General features: G+C 57.6%; 16 protein-coding genes and 3 pseudogenes. 8 read left to right on the forward strand and 11 right to left on the reverse strand.

Annotated elements, in window-relative coordinates:
• Both ACP7C5_RS18805 and ACP7C5_RS18810 read right to left on the reverse strand, forming a co-directional pair.
• Nucleotides 1–158: pseudogene (locus ACP7C5_RS18805) on the reverse strand (IS6 family transposase); the annotation flags it as partial.
• Between the two features lie 68 nt (nt 159–226).
• Nucleotides 227–1,156: a PAS domain-containing protein gene (locus ACP7C5_RS18810; RefSeq protein ID WP_426265457.1), complete on the reverse strand. Its 930-nt coding sequence runs from the start codon at nt 1,154–1,156 to the stop codon at nt 227–229.
• Between the two features lie 421 nt (nt 1,157–1,577).
• On the opposite strand from ACP7C5_RS18810, the gene ACP7C5_RS18815 reads away from it, so the two are divergent.
• The gene (locus tag ACP7C5_RS18815; RefSeq protein ID WP_426265458.1) at nt 1,578–1,757 is read left to right on the forward strand and encodes a hypothetical protein; all 180 of its coding nucleotides are present in this window, start codon (nt 1,578–1,580) and stop codon (nt 1,755–1,757) included.
• On the opposite strand, the gene ACP7C5_RS18820 is transcribed toward ACP7C5_RS18815, so the two are convergent.
• The 8 genes and pseudogenes from ACP7C5_RS18820 to ACP7C5_RS18855 all read right to left on the reverse strand — a co-directional run bounded on the left by ACP7C5_RS18820 (nt 1,711) and on the right by ACP7C5_RS18855 (nt 8,113).
• Entirely contained in the window at nt 1,711–2,403 is a 693-nt protein-coding gene (locus tag ACP7C5_RS18820; RefSeq protein ID WP_426265459.1) for a PAS domain-containing protein, read from the reverse strand. The genes ACP7C5_RS18815 and ACP7C5_RS18820 overlap by 47 nt on opposite strands.
• Nucleotides 2,404–2,638: 235 nt before the next feature.
• Complete coding sequence (locus ACP7C5_RS18825) at nt 2,639–2,974, reverse strand: hypothetical protein (protein ID WP_426265460.1); 336 nt, start codon at nt 2,972–2,974, stop codon at nt 2,639–2,641.
• A gap of 59 nt (nt 2,975–3,033) precedes the next feature.
• Nucleotides 3,034–4,680, reverse strand: coding sequence for a pilus assembly protein TadG-related protein (locus ACP7C5_RS18830; protein ID WP_426265461.1), 1,647 nt, complete (start codon nt 4,678–4,680; stop codon nt 3,034–3,036).
• A gap of 3 nt (nt 4,681–4,683) precedes the next feature.
• Nucleotides 4,684–5,121, reverse strand: coding sequence for a TadE/TadG family type IV pilus assembly protein (locus ACP7C5_RS18835; protein ID WP_140851256.1), 438 nt, complete (start codon nt 5,119–5,121; stop codon nt 4,684–4,686).
• 93 nt (nt 5,122–5,214) lie between these two features.
• Nucleotides 5,215–5,874 carry a hypothetical protein gene (locus ACP7C5_RS18840; protein WP_426265462.1) on the reverse strand — a complete coding sequence of 220 codons (660 nt, stop codon included), beginning with the start codon at nt 5,872–5,874 and terminating at the stop codon, nt 5,215–5,217.
• A gap of 35 nt (nt 5,875–5,909) precedes the next feature.
• Nucleotides 5,910–6,365, reverse strand: coding sequence for a hypothetical protein (locus tag ACP7C5_RS18845; RefSeq protein ID WP_426265463.1), 456 nt, complete (start codon nt 6,363–6,365; stop codon nt 5,910–5,912).
• Nucleotides 6,366–6,963: 598 nt separating this feature from the next.
• Nucleotides 6,964–7,257 (reverse strand): annotated as a pseudogene (locus ACP7C5_RS18850) (IS6 family transposase); the annotation flags it as partial.
• 136 nt (nt 7,258–7,393) lie between these two features.
• Nucleotides 7,394–8,113, reverse strand: coding sequence for a Crp/Fnr family transcriptional regulator (locus ACP7C5_RS18855; protein ID WP_426265464.1), 720 nt, complete (start codon nt 8,111–8,113; stop codon nt 7,394–7,396).
• A 174-nt stretch (nt 8,114–8,287) separates the two neighbouring features.
• On the opposite strand from ACP7C5_RS18855, the gene ACP7C5_RS18860 reads away from it, so the two are divergent.
• The 7 genes and pseudogenes from ACP7C5_RS18860 to ACP7C5_RS18890 form a co-directional block, all read left to right on the forward strand.
• Nucleotides 8,288–8,569 carry a hypothetical protein gene (locus ACP7C5_RS18860; protein WP_426265465.1) on the forward strand — a complete coding sequence of 94 codons (282 nt, stop codon included), beginning with the start codon at nt 8,288–8,290 and terminating at the stop codon, nt 8,567–8,569.
• Between the two features lie 325 nt (nt 8,570–8,894).
• Nucleotides 8,895–9,635, forward strand: coding sequence for an ATP-binding protein (locus ACP7C5_RS18865; protein WP_426265466.1), 741 nt, complete (start codon nt 8,895–8,897; stop codon nt 9,633–9,635).
• A gap of 216 nt (nt 9,636–9,851) precedes the next feature.
• Entirely contained in the window at nt 9,852–10,976 is a 1,125-nt protein-coding gene (locus ACP7C5_RS18870; protein WP_426265467.1) for a catalase family protein, read from the forward strand.
• Nucleotides 10,977–11,138: 162 nt separating this feature from the next.
• Nucleotides 11,139–11,789, forward strand: a complete 651-nt coding sequence (locus tag ACP7C5_RS18875) for a sigma-70 family RNA polymerase sigma factor (protein WP_426265468.1) — start codon at nt 11,139–11,141, stop codon at nt 11,787–11,789.
• A 58-nt stretch (nt 11,790–11,847) separates the two neighbouring features.
• Nucleotides 11,848–12,255, forward strand: coding sequence for a response regulator (locus ACP7C5_RS18880; protein ID WP_426265469.1), 408 nt, complete (start codon nt 11,848–11,850; stop codon nt 12,253–12,255).
• A gap of 244 nt (nt 12,256–12,499) precedes the next feature.
• Nucleotides 12,500–13,495 carry a sensor histidine kinase gene (locus ACP7C5_RS18885; RefSeq protein WP_426265470.1) on the forward strand — a complete coding sequence of 332 codons (996 nt, stop codon included), beginning with the start codon at nt 12,500–12,502 and terminating at the stop codon, nt 13,493–13,495.
• 549 nt (nt 13,496–14,044) lie between these two features.
• Nucleotides 14,045–14,299, forward strand: a pseudogene (locus ACP7C5_RS18890) (integrase core domain-containing protein); the annotation flags it as partial.
• Here the strand turns inward: ACP7C5_RS18890 and ACP7C5_RS18895 are convergent.
• Nucleotides 14,296–14,445: a transposase gene (locus ACP7C5_RS18895; RefSeq protein WP_426265471.1), complete on the reverse strand. Its 150-nt coding sequence runs from the start codon at nt 14,443–14,445 to the stop codon at nt 14,296–14,298. The pseudogene ACP7C5_RS18890 and the gene ACP7C5_RS18895 overlap by 4 nt on opposite strands.
• Nucleotides 14,446–14,569 lie beyond the last annotated feature (124 nt).

A 14,569-nucleotide genomic window follows, 5' to 3' on the forward strand; every position in this document is an offset into this window, starting at 1 on the left:
TGACAGATGTCGATGCCACGCTCGAACAGCAGATCCTCGACGTTTCGAAGCGACAGCGGGAACCGGACATACATCATCACGACCAGGCGGATCACCTCGGGTGACGAGTTGAAGCGGCGAAACGGGCTGGGGGGCAGGGCCCTCGATTTGCGGCTCATTGGGCCACGGTAGCGAACGCCTCGTTGGTCTGACAGAGCCCAGCGCTGCGGGTAAAGCCGGACGCTGCCTAGCTGCAGGTGACGATCACGACGGCGCCTTCATTCCCGTAGATTCCGGGCAAGTCGGTGATCGCCGCTGTCACCGTCAGCGGCGTGCCGTCATTGGACAGCAGCACCGTTTGAACGCGCTGCGGACCGTCGCCGCGCAAGACCTGTTCGAGCCGTTCGCGAAAGGTAATGCGGTTCGCGACCGGCACCAGATCGGCGATCCCGAGATGCAGCAAGCGATCCTCGGGCAGCCGTAACATGGCGCACATCGATGCATCCACCCGCTCGATCTGCCCACGCACGTTGAGCCGCATGTAGCCGATCCCGCCGTGCAGCGTGATCGCATCGACGATCGCGCGCTTGGCGTCTGCGAACCGGTGGTTCTGCATCTCCTCGGTGATGTCGCGGAACATCAGCGTGGTGGTGCGCGCCAGCGGATAGACTTCCAGGCGGACCCAGCTTTCCGGCCTGAAAATCGAGGGCAGGTCGGCAACGCACACTTCTTTGCCAGCTGCGGCGCGATTGATGTAGGTTTGGGCCAGCGACCCCTTGAGGGCGGGAACCGCGTCGTAGAGGTTCTGGCCGACGAGTTCTCCATCGCGCTTGTCAAAAATGGCGTGCGCGACGCGATTCGCCATGACGACGCCCATCTCCGTGTCGAGCGAGACCACCCCGTGCGGAACCCAATCCGCAAACTCGCGCAAGGTTGGCAGCAGCACGTTGTCATCGGGACCAGCGCCGCTTTGCGGATTTGCGATCAGTTTCTCATACTGTGCGGCAGACAGTAACGCGTGAGTGGTGCGGCCATGATTCGTCACAAAAACGGTGGCATCGCCCATCGTGTGCCGAAGATTTCCGAACTGCCGCACCAGCTCGGCGGAAGTTACCTGCAGCTTTGGCTGCTGCGGACCCAAGCCGGTTTCGCGCGGGCCTCGATTTTGTCGGTCCATTCGGGGGTCCATTGAAGCGGAAGCTGCTACTACATAAATTAATTTCGAAATTTATGATACTTTTGAGATCTGTTTTCAACAAATATCGTAGTTTTTATCGATATCGGTCTTTTTACTCTGCCTGCAGCGCGGCGATCGGAGCGTTTAGCCTATTTTTTAAAAAATATCGTCCTGTCGCGTGCAGAACATCCTACCCGCGCACTGCGGTCCTTCGGCAAAGATACTGCGGTGGCGCCTTGTTCGATTGAGAACGATAGTTATTGGATCGAAGTGCTGCGCCGACGTATCCCCGTCACCGCGCGCTGGCGAATTCCGTATTTTTACGGCATGAGGACCGCTCGCCGCGGATGATGGTGCCGTACTGGTTTGGGGGAACCGGTCGTCGCCACATCGATATTCAAAAAGTGCACGAGTTAAGTCTATGCCCGATAGCAACGTATCCGACCCCCGATTGAACGAACTCGCCGATCTGCTTGTCGAAGCGCTGGCGCTTTCGGACGACTTGCAGCTATCCGCCGTCGCGCTCCGTCTGGAGCAGGCGCGGCTTCTGCTCCTCAACTCGGCCATGCCGCGCGCGACGCGGCAGTCGCACGTGATCTGAGCTCAGTGCGCAGGACCGCTTCGACTTGAGCCGTGCCGCGCGAGGTGAGTTGCGCGAAGGCCAGATTTTCATTTTCGAGATCGATCTGACCCGTATCGCGAAGCGCAGCAAGCCATCGCTGGACTTGCTCGTCGCGCCGAAAGCCCGCCGACCGGTCGGCAAACGGTGCCTTACCTTCGCATTCGGCGATGTAGAGTTCGAGCATCGTCAGCCATCCCTGGTCGGCAAAGAGGTCTTCGCCCATCTCGTCGGCCTTGACGATACCGACGGACCAAAGACGCTTTGCCTCGCGCCAGAGCGACTCCGCGTCAAAGCGGCACTTCGGATCGTCGACCATGAAAATCGTTCCGAGCGTCAGTACCCCGAAGGTTGCCGACGACATGATCGACACATGAACCTCGGCATGGATCAAGGTTCCATCCGCGCGGGCGTAGCGTTTGCGGATCATGCGGGGCCGGTTAGTGGCGGCAACATACTGTATTTCACGGATATTTCTTGAAATATCACCATGATACGTAATGTTAGTGTAAGACTTACCCACGATATTGCAAATTCGAAGATCCAACAATTCCCCAACCGCGGCATCGATCGAAAGAATAGTCCCAGAATGATCCGCTACCGAATGGCCTGCGAGCACGGGTTTCATCAAAAAGCCATCCTCTGCATGCGCTTAACAAACCTTTTTATCATATAGGACTTTCGGTGGCTAGTCGTGGTCCGCAGCAAGCGTTGAGCAAACTAGGATTCTCGGTCAGCTCCGAAGTCGAGCGGGTAAAGTGAATCTGATGCTCTTCTCGAGTTCGCACCTTCGTCCGGTCAATTTTCGCTGCTGAGGCACGGCACCTGAGCGCCAGCGGTCAAAGACTTATGTGAGGGCAACCTCAAAGACCGCCATACCCTTTGCGCTGCGCAATCGGCTGCTCTCCTGCCGGATAGAGCATGCGCAAATGGTCGAGCACCGAATAATGGATTGGCTGGTCAAACCGGAATGTCGCGAACCAAGCCTCGCTTTCGACGATGTCGAGCGTGATCGGCGAAAATTTCGCGATGACGAGTTTTCCCGATCGACCCGTACGAAGCGAATAGCCTGCCCAAACCCGACACCCGCCAAGCGACAGATTGACGATGGTAATGTCAATCGCACAACCGCGTCCTTCCCGTATCGTCGCCGGGATCTCTACCGGCCACTGCAGCGCATCCCATTGCGTTACACGCATACGGGCATTCGACCTATTTGCCATCTTTGCGATCCTGCCGTGGATATTCGATCGATTGGTCAGCCAACAAGAATGGGGGTTCCGCACCGCACGCCGTTAATCCAGACGTCTGCCTGTCCGACGCGGACGCCCGCCAGCGCGGTGACCTGATCGACGACGCTGTCGAGTGGCGTGGCGGCTTGGCCGAGTATGGTGCCGACCGCAGCCGTCAACAGCGACGCATTGATGCCGAATCCGACGATCGAAGCACGCAGGTCGGTGTGCGAAAGGAGCGAGCTTGCCACGCCCTGTGCCACGTCGCCGGTCGATACCGACTTTACCGTGTGCGCAACGATATCGTTCGGCGTGAACCACACCGTCTGCGCGCTGACGCCGCCCAGCTTCGTGTCCGAAAAGGCTGACACCGTGGCGAGCGGGGTGGTGATGATCATGGCCGGTTTCAGCGCGACAGCACGCCCGAAATCGGGAAAAGCGGTCTCGTCGAAATCGGCGATTGCGATCTCGCCGGCGGACGGAGTCACATCCAGCGCTGCGGTCGGCATGGCGCGGCCGGCGCTGCACGAGACTTTCGACAGCTCGGCTTGCGCCTGCGCCAGCTCGACGAAGATCGGCAGGCGGATCGATCCGAGCCCGAGCGGGGCGAGCGCGGACAGGCGTGAATCGATCAGAACGCGGGTCTGTGCGGTGCGCACGACAATCTTGTGCGCGGCGTTGACCGCCAACCACGGCGAGTTTGCGGGGCGCTGCCCGATGGCGATCAGCAGCCGCGAACTCGCAATGCCAGGTACGCCAAGGTCGAGACTGCTGGCGACCTGGCGCGTACCGCCCATCTCGAGAATGGCGCGGACAACGGAAAAGGCGTCGACCGTGACGGGGCGATTGGGATCGACATGGACGCTATCCTTGAGCGGTCCGAGGTCGATGAGGTCGCTTAGGCGGATCTTGGTCGCCGGAAGGCGCGCGGCCATCGCCTGCAGCACCGTTGCGCTCGACGCGGAATCGGCTGAAGCGGCGAGCGCTTGCACCACCTGCGGAAGCGTCACCGATGTGGCCAGCGCCTCGCCAAAGGTTGCCACACCGACGCCGGCCTGCGTCCGCAACGCATCGGAAAACTGCAGGATCTCGACATTTCCCGAGACGAGGGCGTTATAGTCCATCGCAGACAGATTGAGCTGCGTTCCTGCCAGACCCGACAGCAACGCGTTCGGCAGACCTCCCTGTACCCCGGCGAGCCGCGAACCGATCGAGAAAGCCGCAAGATCGATGCGCGCCGCGGTCGCCTGCGCGGTGATCGACGTGCTCTTTTGACTGGAGAACGCTCGGGCGAAAAACGTCGGAAGATGACTTTCCACGCTGACCTTCACGGCATTGCTGTCAGTCTCGGTAGGCTGAAACCGCTGTTCGGGGCCGATCGATTGTTCGGCGGTATATTGCCCGGGCGTGGCTCCTGTCAGCGTGGCAGAATAGCTGCTATTTGCGCCGACCACCGATCTTGCGGTCGCATCTGCAGTGGCGGGATTGCCCGCGGCCGACAGGGCGGCGGCATCCGCGACACCTTGCAGCCGCCGTTTTTCGAGAAACAGCGTCGCAGTGTCGATGCCCAGTGCCGCGCCCGCCAGCAGCATCGTCAAGGCGCCGGAGAAAAGCACCGTTACATTGCATGATCTATCGCGAAATAGCCGCCGTTGCCGAGGAGGAGGTGCCATAGGTTAAAGTCCCGTCAGCTTCATCACGGTCTTGCGCTCGATACGCGTGCTGGGTGCCGGGACGATCGGCAGCATAAGCAGCGGACTGCCAGCTGCGTCGTAGACGACATCGACGATCAGCGTCGCGCCATCGTCTTGCACGCTCACCGCGACCTTTGAGGTGTTGATGTCGAGCGTGCGCACCAGGACGTCGTTCGCGGTGGTTCGAGCAAGCGATGCGCGCTCGGCGATCGTCAGCCCGCCAAGCGCGGCGCGCCCGCCTTCGTTCGCCGCCTGTTGCACCGAATGCGAGATTGCGAGCCAGCTGCCATAAGTAACGATGCCGAAAATGAGCAATAAAAGGACCGGTAGGACAATCGCCATTTCAATCGCAGCGGTGCCGCGCTCGTCACTCCCGATATCGAGCGGGCGTCGAGCCCATGAGAATGATGTTCGCTGCATCAGGCGATGTTTGCATTAACTATATCACCAATCCATAAAAGCGACGCAGCTCAAAAATACGCAAAATGCGCATGGGTCTTTGATCTTTGGGCTTCACAGGCAAACGAGCCGGTCGGCGGTCGATCGTTTGATCGCGCCCTCTACCGCGCGCACGAATTCATGACGGGCGCTAGCGACCGAGTTCGAAGGGCTGGTCATCACTCCGCACCAGAGCTTGTCTCCATTTCGCGCGATCGCCCAGGTGAAGCGATAGTTTCCACTTGCCGGCAAGGCCCGAACTTCGCCGTTCAGCGCGATCCCACTGGCGAGACGGCTGTGATCGCGCGTGATAGTGTCGTTCAAAGAATCGATGAACTCGCGCGACACTGAATCGTCAGGCGAGACGATATGCACTGGCGGTCCCTCGGTAGCTGCCTTCGCAGCCTCAACCACCGCCGGTTCTCCCGCACTGCTTTGGCCGGAGCGTGCATCTGCGACGGAATGCGTGACGTTGCGCAGGCCGAATATGTCCTGTTGGGCGAACAGCAAAACCGCAGCGCAGCAGATGGCGATGCTCAGAATGGCTCTCACCGGCGACGGTAACGGCGAGAGCAGGACGATCACGACCAAGCCAAAAGCCAGTACCGACACTATGAACATCTGCGTCGTGCTTAAAGTCCGCCCGAATAATACGAAGCAAAGCGCTGCAGCGATGAAGCCGAGGCCCATCAGACATATCGCCGACGCCGCGGTGTTCTTGTTGAGGAATGTCAAGCACGTCACTCCATGATGCACCTATGCGCGCAGCATCAATCGATCGTTTGCTGTGGTCGATCGAGATTTTGCATCGCCTCGGCCCTGAGTTTGTACACCGCGAATTCAAGCGAAATGCCGGACGCAAATGTCTGGATTCGCACGGCGGGATCGGAATAGCGGCGAAGGATGTGCTCGAGCACGGAGCGGTGGATCGCCCTTTGGAAAACGACATCGGCCTGGAGTTTGTCGATGCGGATCGTGTGACCGACGATCGTTTCTTGCCCAGGAATCCTGATGAAGATTCTCGTGTTGGGTTCGAGTTCGAAGGGGGTTTCGAGTGTGCAGGATTGCGTCGAAAGGGCGAGGATGTTTCCCGCGAACTCTCGAGATTTGTTGCGCTTGAAACGGATGGCGATACGTGTGCTGGCGAGTAACGGGGCTGGCGAGACTTCGGCAAAGCGGGTTGGGCTTTGGCGGGTGTCGTCGGAACAAACCTGTACTTTCCGCATGATCGGCCGGCCTCTTGATAACAATCGTGAACACCGTGAGATGAAGTCGTACTTTTGGAGAAGCGTGGATGTCCTGGCGCACACTGCGGCATCCGTCGTGAGGCCGCTTGGTCGATAGGGTGAAGTATAAGAGGCTATGTTTGCCGTCTGATTGCAACCCGCGACTTCTAATTTGAGTATATTGTGTAAAAATCGATGTTCGTGCGATCCTCGTGTGGCGTTGTGTATGGATCGGCGGGGCTTTATGGCAAAACTGACGTGGGGAATTGATGTAGGGAATCGAGCGGGATAGTTGGACGTGATGCCAAAACCTGCCGTACCTGTGTATCGCACGACGAACTGGCCTGGGTATAATGCGGCACCGAAGCGGCGTGAGTCGCTGGAAATATGGTTTGATCCAGAGGTGCAGTGGCTATCGGTGCCTTGGGCACTGTCAAATCTACGGGGCAGGCACTTTCCTATCTGGTTAGTGCAGCGCCCCTCATAGCCATAGACGCGTTTTGTTCTTCTTTAAATCGGCCTGCGTTCTCGCTCTCGGCGTCGCCGATCGAGCGTTATCGGGACCCAACTAACCAGATCCTGGTTAGTTTGACAGTACCCCACTGAGCTTCACGTACATCTCGTCGAGGTGCCAGCGCCAGTGCCGACAGCCGTGCATCCGGTTAATCCGTTGCCGCCGGACGTCGCCGCCGAACAGAGGCCCGAACCGGCCCCACCATTGCTGAACAGTCTCGTGACAGATGTCGATGCCACGCTCGAACAAGAGATCCTCGACATTGCGAAGCGACAGCGGGAACCGGACATACATCATCACGACCAGGCGGATCACCTCGGGTGACGAGTTGAAGCGACGGAACGGGCTGGGGGGCAGGGCCCTCGATTTGCGGCTCATTGGGCCACGGTAGCAAATGCCTCGTTGGTCTGACAGAGCCCCTGCACTTGGTCGAAGCGCAGATCATGCGGAAGCGTATCGCTATCGCCGGTCACGATCAGATAACAGCGCCTGGTCATGTGGTACCATAGATTTACTACGCGATTCGTAGATGCCGGTGAAGGTAACCGTCACCAAAACCGGCGATCCTGACAATCATCTCGGGGTCGATGATATCAAGGCTTCCACGCCGAAGAGCCATTGCTCCTTGAAGGCGCAATTCTTTCAACACGCGATTGATATGCACGGCGGTCATACCAAGCGCATCCGCCAAAAGAATCTGAGACAGCGGCAGGGACAATGTGTCCTCGCCGGTGAGACCGATATTGCGTGCCCTCAAATACAGCTCGCACATGAGATGAGCGACCCGCTCGGTGCTTGTCCGTCGCCCCATGCTCGTGATCCACGCGCGCATCGTGCCTTCGTCGATAAGCTGAGAAATGTACATTGCCCGGGCGATGCCGGGACGGCGTTCCATCAACGCATCCATTTCGACGCGCTCGATCGTCGCGACGCGTGCAGGCGTGATCGTCTGGATGCTATGATCCATTTCCGCCAACAAGCCGATATGCAAATCGCAGGCGTCGCCGGGCATGAGGAAAGCCAGCACCTGGCGCGTACCGCTCGGCAGAACCTTGTACCGGCAGGCCCATCCTTCAAGCATGATGAACACGGGCCCAGGCCGATCGCCCTCGCGGATCAGATCGTGTCTTGCGGTATATTGCCGGGATCGTGAGCTTGCGTCGGCAAGCGCCTTCACGTCTTCAGCGTCGAGGGTGGCAAAACCACATAATTTATCGGTAAAACGATTTGCCATTCCCCCTTCTCTCACGCCCCACAAATTTTAGATATTGCCCTTTGTTGTTGTCCAAAGTTGATCTCAGTGGAGTTTGGCAGCGGTTTTCCTGCTAGGTCCATTAGCATCGTTGGCTCAACCCTGGCTCTAACGACTGTGGGCATCGAAGCGCTCTCGCCTATCCGGAGCGCATTGATGACCGAAATCACAAACGATAACGATTTGCCGCGAGCAGTTCCCCGGTTCGAAAGGCCGGATGCGCATGGCCAAGCCGCGATGCTACTGGTCGAAAGCATGATCCATGGTTTGATCGCGCGGTCGGTTATCAAGCTCGAAGATGCAGTCGACATGGTGACGGTCGCGATCGACGTGAAGATGGAGATCGCAGCGGACCTCGGCGACAGCCATGACACAATGGACAAGTCGCTTGGGCTGCTATCGGCCATTCGAGACAGCCTCAGCAACGATCTTGGGTAGTGAGTTAATAATCCAAAATCGACATGCTTGGTCAATGGCGTTGCCGAACGTGACCTGACCGAGATCGCGCAGCGTTCACCAATCCCGGCATCTACCATCCCGCGCATCGGCCAAGCGTGTTTTGTGATGTTCGCCGAGCTGATCCCGAAAGATCGTCGTAAAAGAGAAATATTGCAGAGAACAATTTGCCTTCATCCAAACGATTTTTAACGATCTTAACATGGGCGAACAATGGCGGCGGGCTTGTCACAATGACGATGTAGCGGGCGCAGCTCATCTTGAGAAAATGATGGAGGCGCGCCGCTAGGACCGATCGGAGGCTTACATGCGTGTTGAGTCGATCTCACGTCCGGACGCCATGAGCCTGTTGCCTCCCATTGCGCTGGAGACAGGATTGTTAGAGCTATTCGCTCCAACGCGCGCTCCTGCGTCAACCAACACGTCGTTGCCACGAAGCGAGCATGCACACCTGTGGCGTGCGGATGCGGTTCATCGTGCAAAAAACATGGCTCAACTCAGCACGTCCTTTGCTGACGTTGTGGACCACCCCTCTCGGGGTTGGCTTCCCACGACGGTCATAACGCAAGCGCGGCGTCTGTCTCGGGCATACGAGGAACTCGGCGTCGATGCCGAAACCCAATCACTGGTGCCCTGCGCAGGTTTGCTCATCGAGATCGCGACGCGTCTGACCGACATATTCGGGCGTTCGAGGCGGGTCGCGATCACGATTTCTGCTGAGGCGGTGCTTCTTCCGCCTGATGTACGACGTGCACTCGTGCTGATGGGCAGCGAACTGGTCATCAACGCCCTGAAATACGGATATCCAACCGAGGTCGGCGGGACGATCTTAGTTAGCCTTGCAGCGACACGTGACGAGGTCGAATTGGTCGTCGAAGACGATGGTATCGGCGTGGTCGAAAGCTACTCCGCTGGAAATGGCGGCGGGCTGCTCGAAAAACTTCGAGCGGTGCTTGGCGCAACTGTGACACGGACGACAGGCTTCAATGGGCATGGGTTCCGGGTATCGGTCCTGACGCCAATGATAGCATCGATTGTTAAATCTTGACTTCGATACACCCCGGGTGGTCGGTGAGCTCTGAGGCTCTTATCCCTCACGGTCTGCTGCGGCTTCGAGTCAGTGACGCCGGTCCTCTGGCTGAAGGCGAGTTCAGAGTTACGAAGAAAACCTACGATTTATGGGCTTTTCCTGACGCTGAAGCGTTGAACCCATAACAATACTCGTCGCGCTTCATCCAATGCGCTTCCAGCGAAAGAAAAACTCATGCTTGAAGCTTTCGCGCATTCCGCAGTCCGCTACTCATCCAGCATCGAAAAACTGGAGGCCGATGAGGATGAAACCGTTAAAAATCTAAACGAGCAGTTCCACCTAATCCAGGAGCAGACAGCCAAGGATTATGGATCAGCCGTGCGCGGCGTTCACGCCAAAGCACATGCTATCGTGAAGGGCCGCATTAAGATCCTGGGCGGACTAGCGGCACCGCTCGCGCAAGGTCTTTTCGCCTCGCCGGGCTCATACGACGTACTGATGCGCTTTTCGACGTTACCCGGCGACATCCTCGACGACAGCATCAGCGTACCGCGTGGGCTCGCTATCAAGCTGTTCGACGTGCCCGGTGATCGCCTTTCTGGCTCCGAGGCGGACAACACGCAGGACTTCATTCTGGTCAATGGCCCGGCTTTTGCCGCTCCAACCCCAAAAGCCTTTCTCGCCAATCTGAAGATGCTGGCGAAAACCACCGATGCCAGTGAAGGACTAAAAAAAGCGCTGTCCGCGACATTGCAGGTTGTTGATACCGCGCTGGAAACGATCGGGATCAAAAGCCCGACCATCCAGACGCTTGGCGGTGCCCCCAATACGCATCCCTTAGGCGAGACGTATTACACGCAGGTGCCGTTCCGGCATGGTGATTATATCGCAAAGCTCTCACTAGCGCCGGTGTCGCCAAACATGACCGCGCTGACCGGCTACAAGGTCAAGACATTGGGTCGCCCCGATGCGTTGCGCGAGGACCTCGAGGAGGTGTTTATCGAGCAGGACAGCATCTGGGAGCTTCGCGTGCAGCTCTGCACCGATCTCGAAGCAATGCCGATCGAGGACGCATCAGCTATCTGGGACGACGAGCATAGTCCATATGTCGCTGTGGCGCGCCTTACCGTTCCGGCACAAATAAGTTGGGAACACGGCGCCAGCGACGGTCAGGACAAGGCGATCGCGTTCAGCCCCTGGCATGGGCTTGCAGCGCACCAGCCGATTGGCGGCGTCAACCGTACCCGCAAGCCGACCTACGAAGCCTCCGCAAAGTTTCGTGGCGACTTCAATGGATGTCCGATGCACGAGCCGCGTGCACTCGGCGATGTGCCGACCAACGCCATGACGATTGATTGATAGTGTGGGACAATTTTGCTTATCCCGTTGGTCGCGCACGCGACGCCCCCGTGTGTTGACGACTTGGGGGGATGGTCCGACACGACGACGACGCACCGATTGTCATAATGTAAAGCGCAATCGCCAATTCCATCCCATGCCAAGCTACGTCGATCGCAGATTTTGGCCCTGCTGGTGAACGTTGGTCTCTCCCCTGCTGAATCATCCATTGCCAGCGCACGTGCGCATCTGATCGAACAATTGGCTCTGACAGGACAGGAGGACAGAGCAGCATTCGAAAATGTGTATGCCCTGACGTCGGCGAAGCTGTTCGGCATTTGCTTTCGAATTTGCGGCGAGCGGGCTGTCGCCGAAGATGTCCTGCATGACGTCTATATGATCGTCTGGAAGCGCGCAGGGACGTATGAGCCGTGTTTAGGCAGTCCCATCTCCTGGCTGGCCACCATTGCCCGCAATCGTGCGATCGATTGGCGGCGCAGCCAGACGCAACAAGGCGCAGTCACGCTTGACGACGCTCCTGATCTACCTGATCCTGGCATAGATGCCGAAACAATGATGCTGATCGACGAGGATTCACGCCGACTTCTTATCTACCTTTCCAAGCTGGAGAGCCGGCAGCGTAACGCGATCCATAGCGCTTTTTTTGATGGCTACACCTACCTCGAGCTTGCAGAGCGAAGCGGGGTACCACTTAGCACCATGAAAAGCCGGATACGTCGTGGTCTTCGCCAGCTGCGAAAATCCTTCGAAAAATCAGATAATTGGGACGACCGATCCTCAGGTGCTGCTCACGTGGAAAGAGGTTCAGGGTAAAACGCTTCGCCTCCCATGCGCCAGTGAAACATAATATGTCTTTGGCGGTTTGTGCAGAATGGATGTTTCAACCACGCCGTATGCGCTCGTCGTCGATGATGATCCGATCATCCTGATGGACGCCTGCGCAATCCTCGAAGATGCTGGATTTCGTTTCTACGAAGCGAGCACCGGTGATGAAGCAAAGGCTTTGCTGGATGAACATTCTTCGAGCGTGATATTACTCTTTTCCGATGTCGAAATGCCGGGGGACACGAGCGGCTTCGTTCTTGCGCACCATGTTGCCGAAAATTGGCCGTGGATCGAGATCGTAATTGCAAGCGGCCGTCTGTTACCGGAAGCGGGAGACCTACCCGAGAAGGCCACTTTTATAAGAAAGCCGTTTAATACCCGCATGGTACATGACCATCTGCGCAACACCCTGCCCGACGGCAAAAAACCTATGCCACTTCAAAGAGCGGTGTAAAATTCAGCTAACACCTGAGCGCATAAACTCCGTGATATTTGGAAAAATGCTAAGCGAGGTTAGCGGCAAATCGCTGGCGGCGCTGTGATTGTAGAAATCACCTCAGCCGTAATATCGCTCCGATCTTGATCACCGTTAATAATTATCCGCAGGATGCGGGCATGCTCCACCCGCTGGTGGTTCCAAAAGGCGGCCTCCAGAAACTTCTCTATTAGCCGCAAACGACTTTTAAAAAGGGCGGCTTATGGAATCGGAACAGAGTGCCGACACTCCCCAATGGGGCATTGTCGATCTCCGCCGCGCTACCGAGGCAGCGGGCGTTGCGCTGTGGTCGTGGAACGTCGAAACCGACCGCATAACGATGGACGAGCATGGTTTTTGCCTGTGGGACGTAGGTCCTCAGGGCGAAATCACGTTCGAGGATCTGTCCAAAAAAATTCATCCTGCCGATCGTGACCGCGTGCGGAATGCGTTTTCGGCAACTCGCGCCCTAATCGGTGCCTACGACATCGATTTTCGCATCATGTGCGACGATGAGGTGCGCTGGATTTCTGCGCGGGGGCAGGGCGATGATGCGGGCATCGTCGGGCTCGTGATGTTCGGCATTTTCCTGGACGTAACCGATCGCAAGCAGGCCGAAGAGGCGCACGAACTTTTGGCTGGTGAGATGAGCCATCGCGTTAAAAACCTGCTGGCGATCGCGTCGGGTCTCACCACGATTGCGTCGAGATCGGCGATCAGCGCTGAAGCTATGGCTGATGACCTGATAGCGCGACTATCGGCGTTAGGTCGTGCACATGACCTTGTTCGACCAAGGCCAAAAGGAGAAAATGCGGCGCTCGTCGGTGACCTGATTTCCGTTGTACTGGCACCATATGACGACATGGGGGCCTTTAGTGGTCGCGTGCGCGTTTCTGTGCCGAGGATTGCCACTGGCGACGGCGCTGCGACGAATCTGGCGCTAATCCTCCACGAATTGGCGACCAACTCGGTAAAATACGGCGCGCTTTCCGTCGGCACAGGTACTGTTGATATTACGTGCACGGTTCGGGAAAACAACGTTTTGCTAGTATGGACCGAGCATGGCGGACCGCCGGTGGTAAAACCCGGAGAGATGGGATTTGGCAGTAAGCTTGTTACCCGAATGGCAGCACAACTCGGGGGCTCATATTCGTCCGATTGGTCAGCCAACGGCATTATCGTGAAGCTGGATATGAAGAAGAACCGCTTGGCTGCTTAACTTGTTTATAATTTTCGAGGGAAAAATGTTCGGTTGAGCTTAGCTGTGAAGACGGTTGCAGGCGCAGCAATGACGCTACCTGACGCCGCGTGGTTCACTGTTCAACAAACGGACGTTTCCTGAAGGGCTCACGACGGGCGAACGGCAACCCCAATGGGTGAGCTTTGCCAAGGGGACAACAAAGAATCGCCGTACGGAAAATGGTAAGTTTTTGAACACCTATCGCTCGTCTCCCTAGCCGCAGCGGCGGCTGGAAAAGACCCAGAACCCGACATTCAGGGCGCTCCGTGTGTTTGCCGGAAGCTGCCACTTGTTCATGTCGGACGGATAACAGCTTTGAAGCACGGGCTTAACCCGACGATTGTGGCTAGGCGTGGAAGCGGGACCCCGCCCCTTCGCGACGCAACTGATTGCGAAGGCTTGGTAATTTTAAGTTTAAAGGGGGGATAATCGGCACTGATTGAGACCCCCTTTAGAATGTAATTTTCCACTATATTCCCAGTGATTGCTCACGGATCGGATGGGGGCCCGCTTGGATGCCTATCCACAGCCCGGGGCATTGGGCTGATCCCGCGCACGACACCAGTCAGCAGTCCTCAATCGAACGGCAGGGCGGAGGCGTTCGTCCGCACCCTCCAGCGCGATTATGTCCGCGTGAACCCTAGGCCAGATGCGCAGAGCGTTATCGACCAACTGCCTGGCCGGTCCGCCCATTATAACGAGGTGCATCCGCACAGCGCTTTGCGCTATCGATCACCCCGCGAGTCCATCGCGCAAACCTGCGAGGCTCTGCCAGGCCTTTAGGGGGCAACAACATAGCCGTCCGGAAGCAGACGCCATCGCGCACCCGATCGCGCCATCCACATCATGCCCTCAAAGTAACGACGGTTTTCACCCGAAGGCCGACATCCGCGACCATGCTCGGGCGGCAGCAGCGGCCCGATTGACATGACTTCCGTTTTTTCCTCCAGTTGGAGCTAGAGTCCGGCCCGAAGAAGGGACGGACAGATGAAGCGGAAGCAGTTTTCGGAAGAGCAGATCATCGGCATCCTGAAGGAGGCCGAGGCGGGCGCG

It is taken from the genome of Sphingomonas sp. PWP1-2, from assembly GCF_049898305.1.
In the GTDB taxonomy this organism is placed as follows: domain Bacteria; phylum Pseudomonadota; class Alphaproteobacteria; order Sphingomonadales; family Sphingomonadaceae; genus Sphingomonas; species Sphingomonas glacialis.